Origin of the sequence: Liquorilactobacillus ghanensis DSM 18630 (assembly GCF_001435235.1) — a bacterium.
GTDB classification, from domain to species: domain Bacteria; phylum Bacillota; class Bacilli; order Lactobacillales; family Lactobacillaceae; genus Liquorilactobacillus; species Liquorilactobacillus ghanensis.
Genome location: NZ_AZGB01000024.1, coordinates 1 through 3,121, shown reverse-complemented (window position 1 = coordinate 3,121; position 3,121 = coordinate 1). Strand labels below are relative to the sequence as shown.

Below are 3,121 nucleotides of genomic sequence, written 5' to 3'. Positions count from 1 at the left end.
ATTTAATTTTATGGAGAAAGGGCAATCCCTTTTTACACAAACTTCTTGACACTCCCCAACGTATTTTAGGCGCTAAAATGTGTTTCATAACAGTTGATAGTTATTGTAAATAGTGTGAAATAATTAATAAGAAATACAAATTTTAATAGTCTTCAGGTAGATTGTAAAATAAATGATTGAACATAATCAAATGTGTAATTTTATATTTAACTAATACCGCTTAAAACAATGTTTATTCGTTATATTAACTTTTCGTTTTTGAATGCCACATTGCGAATTTCTTGCAGTGGGACGAAACAATCAGAATCAATCACGATATCATTAGCATTGTAGCCATGAATTAAAGTCGTTATATCCGGCAAATGGTGGTTATTTTGGTCAACCGTTTTTAGCTGAATCGTTACCAGTTGTTGACTTTGATACGCGTCGGCCAGCACTTGTGTCAGTTCCGCTAAGGATTGCTGCGGTCGTGGGACATAGACTGCATTCAACTGCTTGTTTTGTTGATTTAGCGCGGCGGTATGATCGGACAAATAGAACCCCTGCCATTTCATCATGCCTCGGTCGTGATAATCATGTTCAAAGAAGTGCTTAACCGTATCTAAGTCAAAGTCTTGGTTATTCAAGGGGCACCCGCTTTCGTTGAATTAACTTTTGACTTTTAGGCCAGCGTTCACCAGTAAAGCCAACAAATTCGATCGTTAGTTTAATCTTTTGTCGCAAAGCTTTTAGTAGCGTCTCCAAATCAGCTAAATCATAGTGTGCTAATTTATGTAAAGGAACGTAAGCACCCAATAACAGACCGACTACAATTACACATTAGATCGCGGTAGAATCACTTTATCAAATATGATGAGGTGATTTTTTGCATAATGATCAGGAAATTGTTCAAGTAAAATTGGATCAGCCAAAAGGGGTTCAACCCACCACTACTAGCAAAGCGTTTCAAATGAAACTTGGTGAAAGTAAGACTGTTGTGGTTTACAATCGAGTCAACAACTACATTTTGGATGCATTATTAAAGGCGGTGTTTAGAAATGATCATTGATATACGGCAACTTCACGGCATTTATTTAGTGTGTGGAAAAACTGATTTGCGACGTGGAATTGACGGATTGGCTAACGTCGTCAGCCAACAATATGATCTTAACCCCTACAGTAAATCGTTATTTATGTTTTGTGGGACACGGAAAGATCGATTCAAAGCCCTACTCTGGGATGGCGATGGCTTTCTGTTGCTTTATAAGCGCATTGAGAATGGCAGACTTCAATGGCCAAGAAACAGGAACGAAGTCAAAAGACTACATTCAAAGCAACTTGAGAGACTACTTTCGAGTTGGTCACTAGAGTCTTCGATAAAACAGAGTACACCACCAAAAAACACTAGGCACCAACGGTGATCAGTGGTAAAATCAAGCCAACACAATAATGAACGGTGGTGATACGCAATGATGACGTCAACTGAAAAATATTTGCTTCGGCAGAATCAAGAATTGTTGAAACAACAAGCTGAATTTCTGAAAGAAATCAAACAGCTTAACGAAAACATTGCGTACCTGACCAATAAGTTATATGGGCGTCATTCCGAAAAACTTGGTAATCCTAATCAACAATCGTTATTTGAGGACAATAGTGTTTTTACCGAACCAGAGCAGACTGGCCAACAAAGCGAAGAACCGGCGAAAACGGCAAGACACGTAAAGCAAAACGAAAACGATTTGAGATCATCAGCACTGATCTTCCAACGGAAGATGAAGTACATGAACCTACGTTGAAGCTGTGTTCACACGGACACAATCTTCAACGAGTTGGTAGACATTATGTACGACAAGAAGTTCGCATGATCCCAGGGCGACTATATGTCGCAAACATATACGAAGCGACTTACAAATGTCATCAGTGTGATCAACAAGATGCGATTAGCCATCTTTACCAAGGAAACGCGCCACGGGCGTTAATGCCTCACAGCATGGCTTCAGCTTCTCTAGTATCGGAAATTGCTTATCACAAATATATTCTTGGTACACCGCTATACCGACAAAAAGGATATTGGAAAAATCAAGGATTGGATTTAAGCGATAAAACTATGGGTAATTGGATGATTGCCTGTGCTCAGATCATAAAACCAGTTTACGACTTACTGCGACAAAATTTGATAGCTCAGAAATTTCTTCAAGGTGATGAAACACCCTATCAGGTTTTACAGGAACCAGGCAAGTTAGCCACCAGTAAGTCCTATATTTGGCTTGCACGAACCATCGGTCGTGCCCAGCATCAAATTGTGTTTTATCACTATGCAGATAGTCGAGCTGGAAAAGTTGCGCAGCAACTGTATTCCGGATTTACGGGAGTTCTTCAGTGTGATGGCTACTATGGCTATAACGCTATCGCAGATTCAGTCGAACATGTCGGTTGTTGGGCACACGTACGACGTAAGTTCTACGATGATGCCAATATCGACAAGAAACACTTTCATGCGTCAAAAGGATTAACCTTAATTAGTCAGATGATGCATGAAGAACAGAAGTGGCGAAAATTGGATAGTGCCACACGATACCAAGCGCGGCAAAAAAATCTAAAGCCGTTACTTGATGAATTTTGGCAGTGGTGCGATATGGCAGATGTCCTACCTAAAACACGTTTAGGAAAAGCGATTGCCTACGCACAAGGACAACGAGCTGCCTTAAATCGAGTACTACTTTATGGTGAAGTCGACTTCACCAATAATGCATCGGAACATAATATGAAAAGTTACGTTATCGGCCGTAAAAATTGGCTATTCTCAACCAGCCCTCAAGGGGCTGAAGCAAATGCCATCTGGATGAGCATCGTTGAAAGTGCCAAAGCAAACGGAATTAATCCTAGGGAATATATCGAATTTTTGTTAAAAACTGTTTCACAACTTTCAGATTGGCAAATTGAGAATGAGCTGGAGGCTTATTTACCATGGAATTATAAATCTACTCCAATCAAACAGGCTGAAGCATAAACTACCAATGGACCATCACCTCAAAAACGAGGCGATGGTCCATTTATTTTTTAACGGTCTGTTATTGGGTGCTTACGTTGAGCTCGCGTGCGTGCGAAACAAAAAACCACCTGCTTTGCGGGTGGAAAAACA

5 protein-coding genes and 1 pseudogene are annotated in these 3,121 nt (G+C 40.1%); 4 read left to right on the top strand and 2 right to left on the bottom strand.

Features of this window, described 5'->3' with window-relative positions:
* Nucleotides 1-239: 239 nt before the first annotated feature.
* Both FC89_RS09785 and FC89_RS09780 read right to left on the bottom strand, forming a co-directional pair.
* The gene (locus FC89_RS09785) at nucleotides 240-626 is read right to left on the bottom strand and encodes a hypothetical protein (RefSeq protein ID WP_057872381.1); all 387 of its coding nucleotides are present in this window, start codon (nucleotides 624-626) and stop codon (nucleotides 240-242) included.
* A pseudogene (locus tag FC89_RS09780) lies at nucleotides 619-783 on the bottom strand (acetyl-CoA carboxylase); the annotation flags it as partial. The pseudogene FC89_RS09780 and the gene FC89_RS09785, both read right to left, overlap by 8 nt.
* An 82-nt stretch (nucleotides 784-865) precedes the next feature.
* Here FC89_RS09780 and FC89_RS09775 point away from each other — a divergent pair.
* The 4 genes from FC89_RS09775 to tnpC are packed head-to-tail and all read left to right on the top strand — an operon-like array spanning nucleotide 866 to nucleotide 2,989.
* Nucleotides 866-1,048, top strand: a complete 183-nt coding sequence (locus tag FC89_RS09775; RefSeq protein WP_057872380.1) for a hypothetical protein — start codon at nucleotides 866-868, stop codon at nucleotides 1,046-1,048.
* Nucleotides 1,038-1,400, top strand: coding sequence for an IS66 family insertion sequence element accessory protein TnpB (gene tnpB, locus FC89_RS09770; protein WP_057872379.1), 363 nt, complete (start codon nucleotides 1,038-1,040; stop codon nucleotides 1,398-1,400). The genes FC89_RS09775 and tnpB overlap by 11 nt, the downstream gene beginning before the upstream one ends.
* A 48-nt stretch (nucleotides 1,401-1,448) precedes the next feature.
* Nucleotides 1,449-1,775, top strand: a complete 327-nt coding sequence (locus tag FC89_RS12860) for a transposase (protein ID WP_235804415.1) — start codon at nucleotides 1,449-1,451, stop codon at nucleotides 1,773-1,775.
* The gene (tnpC, locus tag FC89_RS09765; protein WP_338040054.1) at nucleotides 1,724-2,989 is read left to right on the top strand and encodes an IS66 family transposase; all 1,266 of its coding nucleotides are present in this window, start codon (nucleotides 1,724-1,726) and stop codon (nucleotides 2,987-2,989) included. Before FC89_RS12860 ends, tnpC begins: the two co-directional genes overlap by 52 nt.
* The last annotated feature ends 132 nt before the right edge of the window (nucleotides 2,990-3,121 follow it).

What these genes read in the sequence shown, in the direction of transcription:
- tnpB (WP_057872379.1), top strand. Translation starts at nt 1,038, where the DNA reads ATGATCATTGATATACGGCAACTTCACGGCATTTATTTAGTGTGTGGA.
- FC89_RS12860 (WP_235804415.1), top strand. Translation starts at nt 1,449, where the DNA reads ATGATGACGTCAACTGAAAAATATTTGCTTCGGCAGAATCAAGAATTG.